This is a genomic window from Cellulomonas hominis (assembly GCF_901521055.1).
In the GTDB taxonomy this organism is placed as follows: domain Bacteria; phylum Actinomycetota; class Actinomycetes; order Actinomycetales; family Cellulomonadaceae; genus Cellulomonas; species Cellulomonas endometrii.
On sequence record NZ_CABEGA010000022.1, the window covers coordinates 25896 to 42404 of the forward strand.

General features: G+C 73.6%; 17 protein-coding genes. 4 read left to right on the plus strand and 13 right to left on the minus strand.

Annotated features, from left to right (window positions below; translation table 11 throughout):
* Nucleotides 1-3: 3 nt before the first annotated feature.
* From KJP73_RS06325 to KJP73_RS06335, 3 genes are all read right to left on the minus strand, one after another.
* Nucleotides 4-864, minus strand: coding sequence for an ABC transporter ATP-binding protein (locus KJP73_RS06325; RefSeq protein ID WP_213281945.1), 861 nt, complete (start codon nucleotides 862-864; stop codon nucleotides 4-6).
* On the minus strand, nucleotides 861-1703 hold the full coding sequence (locus KJP73_RS06330; RefSeq protein WP_213281946.1) for an ABC transporter ATP-binding protein: 843 nt from the start codon (nucleotides 1701-1703) through the stop codon (nucleotides 861-863). Before KJP73_RS06330 ends, KJP73_RS06325 begins: the two co-directional genes overlap by 4 nt.
* Nucleotides 1704-1786: 83 nt before the next feature.
* A complete protein-coding gene (locus KJP73_RS06335) occupies nucleotides 1787-3457 on the minus strand; it encodes an ABC transporter substrate-binding protein (RefSeq protein WP_213281947.1) in 1671 nt (556 codons plus the stop codon).
* 232 nt (nucleotides 3458-3689) lie between these two features.
* On the opposite strand from KJP73_RS06335, the gene KJP73_RS06340 reads away from it, so the two are divergent.
* Complete coding sequence (locus tag KJP73_RS06340) at nucleotides 3690-4328, plus strand: TetR/AcrR family transcriptional regulator (RefSeq protein ID WP_213281948.1); 639 nt, start codon at nucleotides 3690-3692, stop codon at nucleotides 4326-4328.
* On the opposite strand, the gene KJP73_RS06345 is transcribed toward KJP73_RS06340, so the two are convergent.
* Both KJP73_RS06345 and KJP73_RS06350 read right to left on the minus strand, forming a co-directional pair.
* Nucleotides 4325-5326 carry an NAD(P)H-dependent glycerol-3-phosphate dehydrogenase gene (locus tag KJP73_RS06345; RefSeq protein ID WP_213281949.1) on the minus strand — a complete coding sequence of 334 codons (1002 nt, stop codon included), beginning with the start codon at nucleotides 5324-5326 and terminating at the stop codon, nucleotides 4325-4327. The genes KJP73_RS06340 and KJP73_RS06345 overlap by 4 nt on opposite strands.
* Nucleotides 5323-6057, minus strand: a complete 735-nt coding sequence (locus KJP73_RS06350) for a lysophospholipid acyltransferase family protein (RefSeq protein WP_213281950.1) — start codon at nucleotides 6055-6057, stop codon at nucleotides 5323-5325. The genes KJP73_RS06345 and KJP73_RS06350 overlap by 4 nt, the downstream gene beginning before the upstream one ends.
* A 233-nt stretch (nucleotides 6058-6290) precedes the next feature.
* Between KJP73_RS06350 and KJP73_RS06355 the strand changes: the two genes are divergently transcribed.
* The 3 genes from KJP73_RS06355 to KJP73_RS06365 are packed head-to-tail and all read left to right on the plus strand — an operon-like array spanning nucleotide 6291 to nucleotide 8339.
* Nucleotides 6291-7328, plus strand: coding sequence for an ANTAR domain-containing protein (locus tag KJP73_RS06355; protein WP_213281951.1), 1038 nt, complete (start codon nucleotides 6291-6293; stop codon nucleotides 7326-7328).
* A 49-nt stretch (nucleotides 7329-7377) separates the two neighbouring features.
* Complete coding sequence (locus tag KJP73_RS06360; protein WP_213281952.1) at nucleotides 7378-7554, plus strand: hypothetical protein; 177 nt, start codon at nucleotides 7378-7380, stop codon at nucleotides 7552-7554.
* A 5-nt stretch (nucleotides 7555-7559) separates the two neighbouring features.
* The gene (locus KJP73_RS06365; RefSeq protein ID WP_213281953.1) at nucleotides 7560-8339 is read left to right on the plus strand and encodes an ANTAR domain-containing protein; all 780 of its coding nucleotides are present in this window, start codon (nucleotides 7560-7562) and stop codon (nucleotides 8337-8339) included.
* Between the two features lie 88 nt (nucleotides 8340-8427).
* Here the strand turns inward: KJP73_RS06365 and KJP73_RS06370 are convergent, their stop codons facing one another.
* From KJP73_RS06370 to leuD, 8 genes are all read right to left on the minus strand, one after another.
* On the minus strand, nucleotides 8428-8682 hold the full coding sequence (locus tag KJP73_RS06370; protein WP_213281954.1) for an acyl carrier protein: 255 nt from the start codon (nucleotides 8680-8682) through the stop codon (nucleotides 8428-8430).
* A 243-nt stretch (nucleotides 8683-8925) separates the two neighbouring features.
* Complete coding sequence (locus KJP73_RS06375) at nucleotides 8926-9918, minus strand: LacI family DNA-binding transcriptional regulator (RefSeq protein WP_213281955.1); 993 nt, start codon at nucleotides 9916-9918, stop codon at nucleotides 8926-8928.
* Nucleotides 9915-10952 (minus strand): glycoside hydrolase family 43 protein, encoded by a 1038-nt coding sequence (locus KJP73_RS06380; protein ID WP_213281956.1) that lies wholly within the window; start codon nucleotides 10950-10952, stop codon nucleotides 9915-9917. The genes KJP73_RS06375 and KJP73_RS06380 overlap by 4 nt, the downstream gene beginning before the upstream one ends.
* A complete protein-coding gene (locus KJP73_RS06385) occupies nucleotides 10949-11800 on the minus strand; it encodes a carbohydrate ABC transporter permease (protein WP_249669153.1) in 852 nt (283 codons plus the stop codon). The genes KJP73_RS06380 and KJP73_RS06385 overlap by 4 nt, the downstream gene beginning before the upstream one ends.
* Complete coding sequence (locus tag KJP73_RS06390) at nucleotides 11797-12804, minus strand: carbohydrate ABC transporter permease (RefSeq protein ID WP_213281957.1); 1008 nt, start codon at nucleotides 12802-12804, stop codon at nucleotides 11797-11799. The genes KJP73_RS06385 and KJP73_RS06390 overlap by 4 nt, the downstream gene beginning before the upstream one ends.
* Nucleotides 12801-14144, minus strand: coding sequence for an ABC transporter substrate-binding protein (locus tag KJP73_RS06395; protein ID WP_249669154.1), 1344 nt, complete (start codon nucleotides 14142-14144; stop codon nucleotides 12801-12803). Before KJP73_RS06395 ends, KJP73_RS06390 begins: the two co-directional genes overlap by 4 nt.
* Nucleotides 14145-14336: 192 nt before the next feature.
* Nucleotides 14337-15653 carry a UDP-N-acetylglucosamine 1-carboxyvinyltransferase gene (gene murA / locus KJP73_RS06400; protein ID WP_213281959.1) on the minus strand — a complete coding sequence of 439 codons (1317 nt, stop codon included), beginning with the start codon at nucleotides 15651-15653 and terminating at the stop codon, nucleotides 14337-14339.
* A 143-nt stretch (nucleotides 15654-15796) separates the two neighbouring features.
* Entirely contained in the window at nucleotides 15797-16462 is a 666-nt protein-coding gene (gene leuD, locus KJP73_RS06405; RefSeq protein ID WP_213281960.1) for a 3-isopropylmalate dehydratase small subunit, read from the minus strand.
* Nucleotides 16463-16509 lie beyond the last annotated feature (47 nt).

A 16509-nucleotide genomic window follows, 5' to 3' on the forward strand; every position in this document is an offset into this window, starting at 1 on the left:
CGGTCAGCTCCTCTCCGGCGTCGTGGCCGGGCCCGCGAAGTGCTTGTCGGGGTCCGGCGAGGCGTCGCGCAGGGCGCGGGTGTAGGCGTGCTGCGGGCGCAGGATGACGTCGTCGGCAGCGCCGCGCTCCACGACGACCCCGTGGTGCAGCACCATGATCTGGTCGCTGAAGTGCCGCGCCGTCGCGAGGTCGTGGGTGATGTACAGGACGCCCAGGTGGGACTCGCGCTGGAGCTCGGCGAGCAGGTTCAGCACGCCGAGCCGGATCGACACGTCGAGCATCGACACCGGCTCGTCCGCGACCAGCAGCGAGGGCCGGGACGCCAGCGCGCGGGCGATCGCGACGCGCTGGCGCTGACCGCCGGACAGCTCGTGCGGGCGGCGGTCGACGACCTCGCGCGGGTCCAGGTGCACCCGCTCGAGCAGGCGGTGCACCTCGGCCTCGACCTGGTCGGACGGCACGACGCGGTCGAGCCGCAGGGGCCGCTCCACGTGGTGCCGGATGGTGTGGTACGGGTTCAGCGAGGCGAACGGGTCCTGGAACACCATGCGGACCTGCTGCCGGTACCGGCGCAGCCCGCGCCCGCGGCTCGGCACCGGGGCGCCGTCGAGCAGCACGGTCCCGGAGGTCGCGCGCTCCAGCCGGGTGATGATCTTGGCGATCGTCGACTTGCCGCTGCCGCTCTGGCCGACCAGCGCGATCGTCTGGCCCGACGTCAGGGTGAACGACACGTCGTCGAGCGCGAGCATCTCCCCCGCGCCGCGGACGCGGTACTTCTTGGTGACGCCGGAGAACTCGAGGGTGGTGGTCGGGGTCCCCGCGGGATCGTGAGCGGAGCGAACGATGTCGTGGGGTGATCTCATGCCGCACCTCCCGTGCGGACGAAGTCGCCGCGGTCGCCGGTCAGGCTCGGGAACGACCCGAGCAGACGCTGGGTGTACGGGTGCCGGGCGTGGCGGTAGATGTTCTCGGCGGTGTCGAGCTCGACCACCCGGCCGGCGCGCATCACGGCGATCCGGTCGCTGATCTCCAGCAGCAGCGGGAGGTCGTGGGTGATGAACACGACCGAGAACCCGAGCTCGCGGCGCAGATCGGAGATCTGCTGCAGGATCTCGCGCTGCACCAGCACGTCGAGCGCGGTCGTCGGCTCGTCCATGATCATCAGCTGGGGCCGCAGGGCCAGCGCCATCGCGATCATCACGCGCTGGCGCATCCCGCCGGACAGCTCGTGCGGGAACGACCGCAGCCGGTCCCTCCCGACGCCGACCATGTCGAGCAGGTGCCCGCACTCGGCCAGCCGCTCGGCCCGGCTCATCCGGGGCCGGTGCGTCGTGAACACGTCGTCCAGCTGCCTGCCGACCGCGACGACCGGGTTCAGCGCGTTCATCGCGCCCTGGAACACCATCGACGCCTTGTCCCAGCGGAACGCGCGCATCTCCTCGTCGCTGAGCGCGTTGAGGTCGATGTCCCGCCCGGACTCGTCGTGGAACACCGCCGTCCCGCCGGAGATCACCGCGGGCGGCCGGAGCAGCCGCTGCACCCCGTACGCCAGGGTGGTCTTGCCGCACCCGGACTCCCCCGCCAGCCCGAGGATCTCCCCCCGGCGCACGCTGAGCGAGACCTCCCGCACCGCCTCGACCGGCGGGTCCACGTCGTAGACCACGCTGAAGTCCGAGACCGTCAGCACGTCCTGTCCTGCCACTGCACCTCTCCCGTCTGCTCGTGCCGCCCTGCGTCGCGCGGCCGGCGCGGGCCGTGGGGCCCGCGCCGGCCGCGTCGCGCCGGTCAGCTCGCGGGCTCGAGGCTCGTCAGGATGAGCGCGGCCGAGGGCTGGGTCGGGTCGGGGTTGGTGTACGGGTCGTCCTCGCCCGGCCAGCCCACGTAGTTGCGGGTGTTGTACTCGCCGATGAACGGGCGCGTGCCGATCGGCAGGGCCGGGACGTCCTCGACGAAGATCCGCTGGATCTCCGCGAGGGCCTCCTCGCGCGCCCCGTCGTCGGTGGCCGTCGCGTACGTGTTCAGCGCGGCGGTCGCCTCGGGGTTGTCGTACCGCCCGAAGTTGAAGTCGGCGGCCTCGCCCACCGGCTTCAGCCAGCGGCCGTCCATGATGTCGCTGTACAGGTCGTACGGCGTGGCGCCGGTGTCCGTCCAGTGCAGGATCGCCTGGAAGTCGCCCTCGCCCTTCATCGCCCACCAGGTGTCGGAGTCCGGGGTGTCGACCGTGGCCTCCACGCCCAGCTCGGCGGCGGAGTCGGCGATCAGGCTGATGCCGGTGACGTAGTCGCTCCAGCCCTGCGGGACGCTCAGCTCGAACGTGACGGGCTCGCCGTCCGGGTCCACGAGGGCGTCGCCGTCCCAGGTGTAGCCGGCGTCGGACAGGATCTGCTTGGCGCCCTCGACGTCGACCCCGAAGGACTCGTCCGCGTAGTCCTCGCCGATGAACGCGTCACCCGCGGGGGTCGGCAGGCCGGTCACGGAGGTCAGCTCCGGCACGCCGCCCTCGCGGGCGATCGCCTGGTGCTTCTCGCGGTCGACCACCAGGTTCATGGCCTGCCGGAACGCGACGTCGCTGAACGGCTTCGTCTGCGTGTTGACGAACATCGTGTCGATGCCCAGGCCGGCGGCGGCCCAGTAGACGTTGTCCTCGTCCTTGTCGAGGTACGCCGACTGCACGTTGGGGATGAACGCCTGCGCCCAGTCCGCCTCGCCGCTGGCGAGCGCGGTGGTCAGGGCGGTGTTGTCGTTGTACGACACGTAGTAGAGCGTCGGCGCGGCCAGCTCGCCGCCCCAGTAGTCGTCGCGCGCGGTCAGCTCGACGCTCTGCGACGAGAACTGCGTCAGCGTGTACGGGCCGGTGCCGACGGGCTCGAGGTTCGGGTCGGTCGCCGGGTCCGCGACGGACTCCCAGACGTGCTGCGGGACGATGAGCTTGTGCAGGACCTTGTCCTGCTTGGCGAACATCGAGGCGGCGAAGCTGATCGTGACCGTGTCGCCGTCGAGCGCCACGTCGGTGATGCCGAGGGCGGCGTTGTCGAGCTCCGGGGTGTCCTTGAGCAGCGTGAACGTGAAGGCGATGTCGTCGGCGGTGAAGTCCTCGCCGTCGTTCCAGGTGACGCCGTCCCGCGCGACCAGCGTCACCGCGGTGAAGTCGTCGTTCCAGGTGATCTCCTGCGCCAGCCAGGGCGTGACCTCGTCGGTGGGGTCGACCAGGTTGACGAAGCCGAGCGGCTCGAGGATCGCGTTGATGTAGCCGAGCTTCATGCCCGACGCGTCGCCGACCCACGGGTTGTTCGACTCGGTGGCGATCGCGCCGTCGGGCTTGGCGATGGTGAGGGCGGCGCCCGCCCCGCCGGTGCTGGTGCCGTCGTCCGCCGACCCGCCGGAGCCGCCGGAGCAGGCGGTCAGGGCCAGGGCGGCGGCCACGCCGAGTGCGACCGCCGGTGTCTTGATCCTCATGGTTTCTCCTTCGAAACGAGCGGCCCGGGGTGGCTGCTCAGAGGCCACGTCGCGTCGTCGCGATCGTGCTGGCCGGAACGTTACTACACTGTCAGTAAGTCAATGCCGACGTGCAGGGTCACGACTTGGTCACGACCGCAGGTCCCCGCCGCCACGACGCGGGCGCCCTAGAATCGGCGGCGCGCGCCCCGCAGGCGCGCGGCACCCCGGCGCCCGCAGGAATGAGGAAGTCATGGGCTCGCCCAAGCGGTCCCCCCGGCCACGACCGGAGACGCTGGAGCGCCGACGGCGCATCCTGCGCGCCGCGATGACCACGTTCGGCAGCAAGGGGTACAACAACGGCCCGCTCACCGAGATCGCGGAGCAGGTCGACATGACCCACGCCGGGATCCTGCACCACTTCGGGTCCAAGGACCAGCTCCTGGTCGAGGTGCTGCGGTACCGCGACGAGACCGACGTGGAGGGCCTCGCCGAGCAGCGGATCCCCGACGGCATCGAGCTGTTCCGGCACCTGGTGCGCACCGCGTTCGCCAACGAGCAGCGCCCGGGCATCGTGCAGACCTACGCGGTGCTGTCGGCCGAGTCCGTGACGGACGACCACCCCGGCCGCGCGTACTTCGAGGACCGGTACCGCACGCTGCGGGGCGAGATCGCCGCGGCGTTCCGGGTGGTGTGCGAGGCGCGGGGCATCGAGGCCCCCGACACCGTCGACCGCGCGGCGGCGAGCATCCTCGCGGTGATGGACGGCCTCCAGGTGCAGTGGCTGCTGGCGCGGGACGACGTGGAGCTGGCGCGCGCGAGCGAGTTCGCCATCGAGGCGCTGGTGTCCGCGGTCGTGCAACCGGCGCCCGCGGTGGTCGCGGAGGGCTAGAGGCCCTCGGCCTTGCGCGGGCGGCCGAGCAGCAGCGGCGCCAGCGCGTCGACCGGCAGCCCCTCGTGCAGCACCTGGACCACCGCCTGGGTGATCGGCATCTCGACGCCGGCGCGCTCGGCGAGGTCGAGCACGGACCGCGAGCTCTTCACGCCCTCCGCCGTGCCGCCGGTCGCGGTGACGGCCTCGTCCAGCGTCATCCCGCGGCCGATGTGCAGACCGAGCCTGTGGTTCCGCGAGTCCGGGGACGCGCAGGTCGCCATGAGGTCGCCCATCCCCGCCAGCCCCGGGAACGTCTCCGCCCGCGCGCCGAGCGCGAGCCCGAGCCGGGTGATCTCCACCAGGCCCCGGGTGATGACGGTGGCCATGGTGTTGTAGCCGAGGCCGCGGCCCTGCGAGATGCCGACCGCGAGCGCGATGACGTTCTTCACGGCGCCGCAGAGCTCGACCCCGACCACGTCGTCGTTCGTGTACGGCCGGAAGTACCCGGTCGCGCAGGCGGCGGCGACCCGCTCGGCGGTGCCGGCGTCCGTCGAGGCGACGACGGTCGCGGTCGGCTGCCGCGCGGCGATCTCGGAGGCGAGGTTCGGCCCGGACAGCACGGCCACGCGGGCGGCGGGCAGGTCGAGCGACTCGGCGACGACCTCGCTCATCCGGCGGTCGGTGGCGAGCTCGACACCCTTCATCAGGGACACGACGACCGCGCCGGGCGCCAGCGCGCCGGCGAGGGGGGCCAGGGTGGCCCGCGCGGACTGCGACGGGACGGCGACGGCGACCACGTCGGCGCCGGCGAGGGCGGACGCCGCGTCGGGGTCGGCGGTGACGCGCTCCGGCAGGTCGGTGCCCGGCAGGTAGCGGCTGTTCCGGCGGTCCCGCGCGATCTCGGCGCACACGGCGGCGTCCCGGCCCCAGACGGTGACGTCGCACCCCGCGTCGGCCAGCACGGCGGCGAACGTCGTCCCCCAGGCGCCGGCGCCCAGCACGGCGGCGCGCGTCACGTGAGCTCCGTCGACGTCCCGCCCGGACGCCGCATGTCGTAGGGGCTGGCCGAGGGCGTCTCGCCGCGCACGTCCGCGAGCAGGGCGGTGATCGCCGCCATGACCCGCTCGGTCGCCTCGCGCAGCGTCGCCGCGTCCAGGGGCCGGTCGTACAGGTCGTCGAGCACGACGGGCGGGCCCGCGACGACGGTGATCTTCTTCGGCGGGAACGGCTTGAACAGCTTCTTGTACCGGCCCAGCAGATCCTGCGCGCCCCACTGGGCGATCGGCACGACCGGCACCCGGGAGGTCAGCGCGAGGCGGGCCACGCCGGTCTTCGCGACCATCGGCCACAGGTCCGGGTCCCGGGTCAGCGTGCCCTCGGGGAACACGGCGACGCACTCCCCCTCGGCCAGCGCTGCCTCCGCGGCGCGCAGCGAGTCGCCCGCCCGCGAGGTGTTCCGGTACACCGGGATCTGCCCGGACGTGCGCAGCACCCAGCCCAGCACCGGGACGCCGAACAGCGACGACTTCGCGAGGATCTTCGGGGCGACGCCGTTGTCGTACAGGTAGTGGGCGAACGTGATCGGGTCGACGTTCGACATGTGGTTCCCGGCGGCGATGAACCCGGTGCCCGCCGGCAGGCTCAGGTGCTCCGTGCCCCGCCAGTCCCGCCGCGTGATCGCGTAGAGCACGGGGCGCAGGACGCGGGCGACGTTGCGGTAGGCGCGGTTGGCGCGGGGCGGGTGCACGGGAGCCGATGCTACCCGGCGGGCGGCAGGGCCCCGGGGCACACCCGGGGCGACCGCGCGCGCACCGCCGGTGAGGGCGTCGGCGTGCGCGCCACGCCCGGATGAGGCAGTATCGGTCCTGGTCACCGCGGTTCACCCCCGGGACCGCCGCGCATCGTTGGGACGAAGCGAGCCGCGCGAGAAACCCGGCGTGACGTGCAGAGACATGGTCGCGCCTCGGCTTCGGAGCACGCATGTCCCTCACCACCCGACCGTCGACCCGGGCGGATTCCCGGTCCTCCGTCCCGGGCACGTTCCACATCCTCAGCGACGGCGAGTCGCTCGCCTGGTCCGAGCCCGTCTACCGCATCCACGGCTTCCAGCCCGGGGACGTCGTCCCCTCGACCGCCCTGATGCTCGCCCACTGCCACCGCGACGACCGCGCGGGGCTCGAGTCCGTCCTGCGCGGCGCGCCCACCGAGCCCGCCGCCGGCCGTACCGCCCGCTACCGCCTGCTCGACGCCGCCGGCGAGGAGCGCGTGGTGCTCGCGGTGCTCGCCGGGGAGGCCGGCCCGCGCGGCACCCGGACGGGCGACGGCTCGCTCGACGCGCAGGCGGACACGACCGACGCCCCCGCGCGCCAGCAGCTCGGGCTGCTCATCGACCTCGGCGCCGAGATCGGCGCCACGGCGGCCCGGCGGGCCGACGAGATGCTGACCGCCGCCATCGCGTCCCGCGAGGTGATCGACCAGGCCAAGGGCGCCGTCATGCTCGCGTACGGGATCGACGGCGCCGCGGCCTTCGAGTTCCTGCGGTGGCACTCCGAGCATCTCAACGTGAAGGTCCGGACCCTGGCGGAGCGGCTGCTGGAGGCGCTGCCGGGCCGACGCGCCGCGGTCGACTCACGCGAGCTGCTCGACACCGCGCTCGCGAGCCTCGCCGACGTGCCCGGCGCGACCACGGCGGCGCTCGACGGCTCGCTGCACGCCCACCCGCACCTGCCGGCGCGGCTCGACGTCCGGCACGAGCAGGAAGGCCGCCTCGTGCTCGTGCGGCTGGAGGGCGAGGTGGACGCCTCGACCGCCCCCGCGCTCGTGACCGGGCTGTCCGAGGCGCTGCGTGCGGTCCCGTCGCGCGGCACGCTCGTGCTCGACGCCTCCGCCCTGCAGCGGCTCGGCCCCGTCGCCGCGCTGCACATCTCCCGCCTGCGGCGGCGGTGCGAGCACGCCGGCGTCGCGCTGCGGATGGTCCCGCCGCACGGCACGGCGCCCGAGCCCGCCGAGATGCGGTGAGCACGCCCCGGCAGCAGCATGTCTCCCATCCGAGACGGAGGAGGACGACGTGAGCCAGGATGCGGCTGACCGCCCCGACGGCGTGCTGCCCGGGGGTGACCCCGACGACGTGGCCGAGCAGAGCACGCCGGGGTCTGAGGGCGACGGGCCCGAGGACGCCTACACCGAGCCGGCCGACGGGCCCGAGCAGCGGCAGCGCCCCGAAGACGGCCCCGCCGAGCGGTGAGGACCATGGAGACCCCGTCCGTGGACGGTGACGGCTCCGTCCGCGAGGAGTGGCGCACGGTCGCGCTCGGGGAGATGCACAGCATGCTCGCCACCGCCGTCCCGCTGGAGGTGCTGCTCGACACGATCGTGCACCGCGCCGCCGAGCGGGTCGGCGACTCGGCCTCGGCCGCCATCACGCTCCGCCTGCGCCAGCAGCCCACCGTCGCGGCCGCGACCGACGAGCGCAGCGCCGAGTGCGACCGCGTGGAGCAGGCCGCCGGGGCGGGCCCGTGCCTGGAGGCCACCGTGCACGGCGGCCTGATCACGGTGCCCGAGATCGCGGCCGCCGACCGGTGGGCGCAGTGGCGCGAGGCCTCGCTGGCGGCCGGGTTCGGCTCGGCGGCGGCGCTGCCCGCGTCCCTGGCCGAGGAGCCGGACCTCGAGCTGGCGATCAACCTGTACCGGCCGGAGCCGGGCGAGTGGGACGAGGCCACGCTGGCGGACGTGCAGGCGTTCGCCGAGGACGCCGGACGCGCGCTCGCCGTCGCCGCGCGCGTGGAGGAGCAGGCCCGGGTCAACGCCGACCTGAAGCAGGCCATGGCGTCGCGCACCACCATCGACCAGGCGCTCGGCGTCATCATGGCGCAGAACCGCTGCTCCCCCGAGGAGGCCTTCGCGATCCTGCGCCGGGCCTCCCAGCACCGGAACGCCAAGCTGCGGGACGTGGCCGCGCAGATCGTCGCCCGGGTGTCCGGCAGCGAGCCGCACAGCGCCAACGAGTTCCGCGACCGGCCAGGGACCTGACCCCCGCGGGCGCGTCGGCCCGCCCGGTCCGTCCGCGAGGTCGCCCGGTCCCGCCGGGCGACCTCGCGACCGGGCCGGACCCCGCCGCTCAGGCCCCTGCGCTCTGCGGTGAGGTCGCGTCCGTCCCGTGCTGGGTGAGCCGCGCCAGGAACTGGTGGCACTGCTGGGCCCGCGCGGAGTCCTCGGCCATCACGCGCTCGAAGAACTCGGCGATCTCGTCCTCGCCGGCGTTCCGGGCGTCGCGCACGTACTGCCCGTAGTCGTGCCCGGCCTTGAGCGAGTGGTACTGCACGGAGATGAGGTCGTACGTGACGTCGTCGAAACCGGTCTCGCCTGTCGCCATGACCACGGCTCCCTTCGTCCGGCACCGCGGCGCTCCGGCGGTGCCGCGCGGACGGGCCCGACCCTGGACCCGAGCCCCACGCTAGGGGCCCGGCGCGACGCCGCAACCCGGAGCCGGCGGGGCCGGCGCGGTCAGCGCGGTCAGCGCGGCGCGGTCAGCAGCGCGGTCAGCGCGGTCAGCGCGGCGCGGTCAGCAGCGCGGTCAGCGCGGTCAGCGCGGCGCGGTCAGCAGGGCCGGCCGAGCTCAGCCGCCGGTGCTCGCCCGCACGACCACGCGGAACGGCACCTCGACGTGGGCCGGCTCCACCGTGGGGTCCTCGACCCGTCGGACGAGCAGCCGCACCGCCTCCCGCGCCAGCAGCGGCAGGTCGGGGGCCACCGTGGTGAGGCCGGCGTACCGGGACTCCTCGACGTCGTCGAACCCCGCGACCGCGACGTCGCCGGGCACGGCGAGCCCCGCCGCGCGCAGGGCGTGCACCGCGCCGAGCGCGAGCAGGTCGTTGAAGCAGAGCACCGCGTCCGGCCGCGCTCCGGCGTCGAGCAGCTCCCGCACCGCCCGGGCGCCGTCCTCCCGCCGGTACGCGGCGACCCGCGCGACCAGCCGCTCGTCCGGCGTCAGGCCCGCCGCGGCCAGGGCCTCGACGTGCCCGCGCCACCGCTCGGCCCCCGTGCTCGGCTCGTCCTGCCTGCCGACGACCGCGATCCGCCGCCGCCCGGTCGCCAGCAGGTGCGCGGTCAGCTCGCGGGCGGCGCGGACGCTGTCCATCGCGACGTGGTCCGCCCGGACGTCGTAGCGGTGCTCGCCGAGCATGACCACGGGCGTCTCCCCGATCCGCTCCACCACCACGGACTGCGGGGTCACCAGCGGCGAGAGGATCACGCCGTCGACCAGCCGGGACGTCAGGTCGACGAGCGCGATCCGCTCCCCCTCGGCGTCGCCCCGGGTCTCCTCGATGACCAGCACCCGGCCGTGCTCCTTGGCCGCACGGCCCGCCTCGGACGCGAGCGCCGCGAAGTACGGCGACGTGAGCTCCGGGACCGCGAGCGCCAGGATCCCGGACCGGCCGTGCCGGAGGCTGCGGGCGCTGGCGTTCGGGCGGTACCCCAGGTCGTCGATGGCCGCGACGACCCGGCTCCGGGTGGCCTCGGTGACGTGCGGGTGGCCGTTCACGACGTTCGAGACCGTCTTGAACGACACGCCGGCCCGGGCGGCGACGTCCCGCAGCGTCACCTTCACGCCCGGCGGCTCACGGGGTGGCTCACCGTGGGCGCGGGGCCGTCGAGCACCGGCACGCCGTCGGCGGTGAACCGCAGCGGCGTGAGCCACATCTGCCGCCCGGGCACGGTCGACCCCACGGCGTCCGGCCGCCAGGCGTGGTGCACGTACCAGGTGCCGTCGTCCGTCGTGACGACCGACCCGTGCCCGGGCCCGGCGGCGTGCTCGGTGCTGCTCATCAGCGGCTCCTCCGACGGCTTGGTCCACGGCCCCGTCAGGGCGTCCGCGACGGCGTACCCGACACCGTAGTGCTCGGACCCGTAGTCGTTCGCCGAGTAGAGCAGGTGGTAGCGGCCGTCGTGGACGTGCACGGTCGGGCCCTCGACGAGCGAGCCCTCCCAGGCCTGGTCGTGCGTGATCAGGTCGACCGGGCCGCCGCCCACGAGCGCGGACCCGTCCGGCGCGAGCTGCTGCACCCGGATCCAGGACCGCACGCCGATGTGGTTGCCGTCGTTCTTCCACAGCAGGTACGGCGTGCCGTCGACGTCCACGAACGGCGACGCGTCGATCGAGCCGCCCTCGTCGTGCTCGCACACCAGGGGCGCGGGCGCGTCGTCCACGAACGGCCCGGCGGGCGCGTCGGCGAACGCCACGCCCAGGCACTGGTCCTGCGTCGCGGCGTCCATGGCCGTGTAGTACGCGACGTACCGGCCGCCGAGCTCGACCACCTCCGGCGCCCAGTGCCGCCCGGCCGCGGCCCACGGCGCGATCACCGGCATCCCGTCGCCGACGACCTCCCACGCGACCAGGTCGTCCGACCGCAGCACCGGCATCGTGCCGTACCGCCCCTGGGTGCCGTAGGCGTACCAGCCGTCCGGCGCGCGCAGGACGAACGGGTCGGGCAGGTTCCCGTCGTACACGGGGTTGGTGACGGTCACGGTCTCCTCCGGTGTCGGTCCGGGTCCGGGGTCCGCGGCCCCGCCGCAGCCCGTCAGCGCCGTGGCGCCGAGGGCCGCGGCGAGGACCGCCGTGAGCAGACGCACCGGGTCGCTCATCCCTTGAGCCCGCTGCGTGCGACGCCCTCGATGATGAACCGCTGCGTCAGCACGAACAGCAGGATCACCGGGACGGAGGCCACCACCGCTCCCGCCATGATCGACGGGTAGTCGGTGATGTACGCGCCCTGCAGCAGCTTGAGCCCCGCGGGCAGCGTGAGCCGCTCCGGGCTGAACAGCACGTAGACCGGCCAGATGTAGTCGTTCCAGTTGCCCAGGAACGCCAGCACCGCGAGCGTCGCCAGCGCCGGCCGGGTGTTCGGCAGCACCACGCGGGTGAACACGTGCCACTGGTTCGCGCCGTCGAGCGCGGCCGCCTCCTCGAGCTCCGCGGGCAGCCCGACGAAGAACTGCCGCAGGAAGAACACGCCGAACGCCCCGGCGGCCCCGGGCACCACCAGCGCCCAGATCGAGTCGACCCAGCCGAGCCGGTCGATGGTGAGGTAGTTCGGCATGAGGAACACGAACGCCGGCAGGAACAGGGTCGAGACGATCACGCCGAAGATCAGCCCGCGGCCCCGGAACCGCATCCGCGCGAGGGCGAACGCGGCGGTCGACGCCACCACGAGCACCAGCACGGTGTGCAGCGTCCCGGCGACCAGCGAGTTGAGGAACCAGCGCAGCACCGGGTACTGCCCGTCGAGGCTGAGCAGCCGCGCGTACGCCGACACGTCGACGTCCTGCGGCCACAGCGTCGGCGGGGACGCCGTGGCCTCCCCGTAGGACTTCACCGAGGTGAGGGCCATCCACACCAGCGGCCCGATGAACGTCGCCGCGAGGACCACCAGCAGCGCCCACGTGACGCCCGCACCGAGCCCGCGCCGGCGGCCGCGCACGGGGGCGGTCACGACGCGCTCCTCAGGGCCCGCCGACGGGGACGTCCGGGTTCCCGCTCCCGCAGCGCCACGAAGCTGATGATCGACACGACGCCGAGCCCGACGGACAGCAGGTACCCCATCGCCGCGGCCGCGCCCATCCGGTACTCCCCGAGGCCGGTGTCCAGGATGACCATGAGCGCCGTCCGCGTCGACGTGCCGGGCCCGCCGCTCGTCATGAGGTCGGACTGCCCGAACATGTTGGCGGACGCCAGCACCGTCATGGTCAGCACGAAGGCGAGCACCGGCCGCAGCCCCGGGAGCGTCACGTGCCGGAACCGCTGCCCGGCGGACGCCCCGTCCATCTTCGCGGCGTCGTACAGCTCCGCGGGGACGTCCTGCAGGCCGGCCAGGTACACGATCATGTTGAACCCGAGGGTCCACCACACGGTGACCCCGACCAGCGACACCCACGTCCACGGCTGCGCGGTGAGCCACGGGACCGGGTCGCCCGCTCCCAGGGCGTGCAGCAGCCCGTCGAGCCGGGTGACGTCCAGCAGGTGGTTGAGGATGCCGAGGTTCGGGTCGAGGACGAACCGGAACAGCACGCCCACCACGGCGACGCCCAGCACGTACGGCAGGAACACCACCGCGCGCAGGAACGTCCGCCCGGGGAACCGCCGGTTCAGCGCCAGCGCGAGCAGCAGGGGCAGCGCCAGCAGCACCGGCACGGACGCGACGACGAAGATGCCGGTGGCGGCCATGCCGTCCCAGAACCTCCCGAACAGGACGCTGGAGCTGTCGAACAGGTCGGCGTAGTTGCCGAGCCCCACGAACGGCTTGCTCGGCATCAGGTAGTCCCAGTCGTGCAGGGACATCCACAGCCCGCGCAGCGCCGGGAACGCGACGAACGTGCCGAAGATCGCCAGGAACGGGGCCAGGAACACGTACGGCGTCCACCACGCGCCACGGCGCAGGGGCGCGCGTCGCTGCGGCGCCCTCCGCGCGGGCGGACGGGCGGCGTGCGCGGCGCTCATGCCGCGTAGCGGGCGCGGTTGTCGGCCAGCACCTGGTCGGAGCGCGCCGCCGCCTCGGACAGCGCGTCCGCGGGGCTCTTGCGCAGCAGCACGGCCTCGTTCAGGGCCGTGTACAGCTCCTCGATGGCGTCCCCGATGCCCGGGATCGCCGGCAGGAACCGGAGGTCGTCGGCCTGCTCGGCGATGGCGGCCTGCGGGGCGAGGGCCGCGAACTCCGCGGACTCGCGGGCCGAGATGCGCGCGGGCACCTGCCCGCCGACCGCCCACTCCGCAGACTGCTGCGACACCCAGTTGATGAACGTGCGGGCGGCCTCGAGCTGGTCGTCGCTCGCCCCGCGCTGCTTCGTCATCACGAAGTTGTGCGAGCCCGCCCACGCGGCGTCGACGCTCCCGATGCGCGGCAGCCGGCGGACGTCCCACTCCAGGCCGCTGATCTGGTCGAGGGTGTTGACGGTCCAGATGCCGTTCCAGTTGAACGCCGCCCGCCCGTTCTGCAGCGCGATGAGGTCCGCGTCCTGGCCGACGTCCGCGGCGCTCCAGCCCTTGCGCACCGCGTCGACCATCCACGACAGGGCCTCGACGCCCTCGTCCTGCGCCCAGGTGGTCCGGGCGCCCTCGGCGTCGAACAGGTCGCCGCCGAACTGCCAGATCAGCGACTGCACCGTCTGGCCGCCGGTGAACGTGTGCGGGCTCATCCAGTGCCCCGCGACCCCGTGGCCGAGCAGCACGTCGAGCGCGGCCTCGTAGGACTCCCGGTCCGTCGGCGGGGCGGCGGGGTCCAGGCCGGCGTCGGTCAGCACCCGCGTGTTCATGAACATGCCGAGCGGGTGCACGTCGAGCGGGATGCCGTACCGAGCGCCGTCGTAGAGCCCCGCGTCCCAGACCGTGCGGATGAAGTCGTCGGAGGTCAGCCGCAGGTCGTCCGCCACGTCGTCGAGCGGCAGCAGCAGCCCGCGCGCGGCGGACGTCGGCAGCGAGTCGAGGTGCTGGATCGCGACGTGCGGGCCCTGCCCTGACGTGAGGGCCGCCGGGAGCTTCGCGTGGTAGTCGGCCCACTCCATGGTGGTCATCCGCACGGCGATGCCCTCGTGCTCGGCGTTGAACCGGTCGACGAGGTCCTGCATCACCGGTCCGTCGCCGCCGGTGAAGCCGTTCCAGAACGCGAGCTGGACCTTCCCGCCGGCGGACCCGCCGGACGACGGGCTGCCGCCGGCGCAGGCCGCGACGCCGGCGGCGATGCCCACGGCACCGACTCCGGCGAGGAACCCGCGACGGGACAGGGTGCCGCCGAGGGGTCCGGCGGGCTGAGGGCGTGCAGGGATGAGGGGTGTCTGGCGCACAGTGGCTCCTTCGCCATCGGTGCCAGGTGGGCGGCGGCTGTTCGCCACCCGGCTGTACAACGGATAACCGTGGCCCATGTCTAGCGGAGCCGTTCCTCCGTTGTAAAGCCGCACCTCACGCGCTGGGGACGACGCCGGGGACGGCGACGCCCGCCGGCGCGTGGCGCGGGCGGGCGTCGTGGCGGTGCGGCGTCAGTCGCGGTCGAACTCCGCGCCGAGCGCGACGAGCTTGTCGGTGAACCGCTCGTAGCCCCGGTCGATCAGGCTGATCCCCCGCACGGCGGACGTGCCCTTGGCGGTCAGCGCGGCGATCAGGTGGCTGAACCCGCCGCGCAGGTCCGGCACCTCGATGTCGGCGGCGGACAGCGGCGTCGGGCCCGAGATGACCGCCGAGTGGTAGAAGTTCCGCTGCCCGAACCGGCACGGCCGCCCGCCCAGGCACTCCTTGTAGACCTGGATGGTCGCGCCCATGCCGCGCAGCGCGTCGGTGAACCCGAACCGGTTCTCGTACACGGTCTCGTGCACGATCGACAGGCCCTTGGCCTGGGTCAGCGCAACGACCAGCGGCTGCTGCCAGTCCGTCATGAACCCCGGGTGCACGTCGGTCTCCAGCACGATCGACGACAGGTCGCCGCCGGGGTGGAAGAACCGGATGCCCTCGTCGTCGATGACGAACTCGCCGCCGACCTTGCGGAACGTGTTGAGGAACGTCGTCATCTCGGGCTGGGTGGCACCGCGGACGTAGATGTCGCCGCCGGTCGCCAGCGCGGCCGACGCCCAGGACGCCGCCTCGATGCGGTCCGCCAGCGCCGTGTGCTGGAACCCGACGAGCCGGTCGACGCCCTCGATCCGGATGACCCGGTCGGTGTCGACCGAGATGATCGCGCCCATCTTCTGCAGGACGTTGATCAGGTCCATGATCTCGGGCTCGATCGCCGCGTTCGTCAGCTCCGTGATGCCCTCGGCGCGCACGGCGGTGAGCAGCAGCTGCTCGGTGGCGCCGACGCTCGGGTACGGCAGCGTGATCTTCGTGCCCTGCAGGCGGCGCGGCGCGCGGATGTGGATGCCGTTCTCGCGCTTGTCCACCACCGCGCCGAACTGCCGCAGGATGTCCAGGTGGTAGTTGATCGGCCGGTCGCCGATCCGGCAGCCGCCCAGGTCCGGGATGAACGCCTCGCCGAGGCGGTGCAGCAGCGGGCCGCAGAACAGGATCGGGATGCGGCTGGACCCGGCGTGCGCGTCGATGTCCGCGACGTGCGCCGACTCGACGTCGGTGGGGTCGAGGCGCAGCACGCCCGCCTCCGCGTCCGCGTCGACCCGCACGCCGTGCAGCTCCAGCAGCCCGGTCACGACGCCGACGTCGCGGATCTGCGGGACGTTGCGGAGCACGCTCGGGGTCTCGCCCAGCAGCGCCGCGACCATCGCCTTGGAGACGAAGTTCTTGGCCCCCCGGACGGTGATCTCACCGGAGAGCGGCGTGCCGCCGTGGACGTACAGCAGATCGGTCATCCCCCCATGGTGACCCACCCGGGAGGGTGCCGACGCGCACCGCGCGGGTGGCGCGGCACAGCGCTCGCCAAACCTCCACAAACCAGACGCCCGGGCCCCGCACAGTGCAGCGGCTGCGGGGCCCGGGCGCCGGGTGCGTGGTCCTACAGGCCGGGACGACGGCCGATCGCGAGCTCGACCGGGCGGGCGGCCTTGATCTCCACCGGCGGCAGGTGCTTGGCCGGCAGCGTCTTCGGCCGCCAGGCGTCGCGCGTCGTCTCGAACGCCGTGATCTCCTCCTCGTGCTGGAGGGTCAGGCCGATGTCGTCGAGGCCCTCCATGAGGCGCCAGCGGGTGTAGTCGTCGATCTGGAACGGCACCACGACGTCGTCGCACGTGACGGTGCGGGCGTCGAGGTCCACCGTCACCTCGGTGCCCGGGGCGGTCTCGAGGATCTTCCAGATCAGCTCGATGTCCTCCTGCGCGACCTGGCCGGCGACCAGGCCCTGCTTGCCGGAGTTGCCGCGGAAGATGTCCGCGAACCGGGACGCCAGCACGACCTTGAAGCCGTAGTCCTTGAGCGCCCACACGGCGTGCTCGCGGGAGGAGCCGGTGCCGAAGTCGGGGCCCGCGACCAGCACGGAGCCGGCCTTGTAGGCGTCCTGGTTCAGCACGAACGACGGGTCACCGCGCCACGCGGCGAACAGGGCGTCCTCGAACCCGGTGCGGGTCACCCGCTTGAGGTACACGGCCGGGATGATCTGGTCCGTGTCGACGTTGCTGCGGCGCAGCGGGACGCCGACGCCGGTGTGCTGGGTGATCTTCTCCATGACGATCTCGTTCCTGGGGGTCTGGGGGGCTCGGGCGGCGGGGTCGG